Genomic DNA, 263 nt, shown 5'->3' with positions numbered 1-263 from the left:
TGATTTACATTGTCAAAGAATTTTTCTAAATCCATATCTACTACATATTTGTAGCCTTCGTTGATATATTTCTGTGATTGTTTAAGAGCCATATGAGCACTTCTTCCTGGTCTAAACCCAAAGCTACTATTTGAAAATTCACTATCAAATATCGGATTTATTACCTGCTGTATTGCTTGTTGTATTAATCTATCTATTACCGTAGGTATTCCTAAAAGTCTTACTCCTCCGTTTGGTTTAGGTATTTCTTTTCTTCTTACTGG

At 32.3% G+C, this 263-nt stretch carries 1 protein-coding gene; it reads right to left on the bottom strand.

The window, feature by feature from the left end; translation table 11 throughout:
- On the bottom strand, window positions 1–263 hold a 263-nt coding region (locus L21TH_RS06830), incomplete at both ends, for a reverse transcriptase domain-containing protein (RefSeq protein ID WP_034429565.1).

This window comes from Caldisalinibacter kiritimatiensis (assembly GCF_000387765.1).
Lineage (GTDB): Bacteria > Bacillota > Clostridia > Tissierellales > Caldisalinibacteraceae > Caldisalinibacter > Caldisalinibacter kiritimatiensis.
The sequence above is the reverse complement of the archived record's forward strand: the minus strand, read 5'-3'. Positions and strand labels throughout refer to the sequence as shown.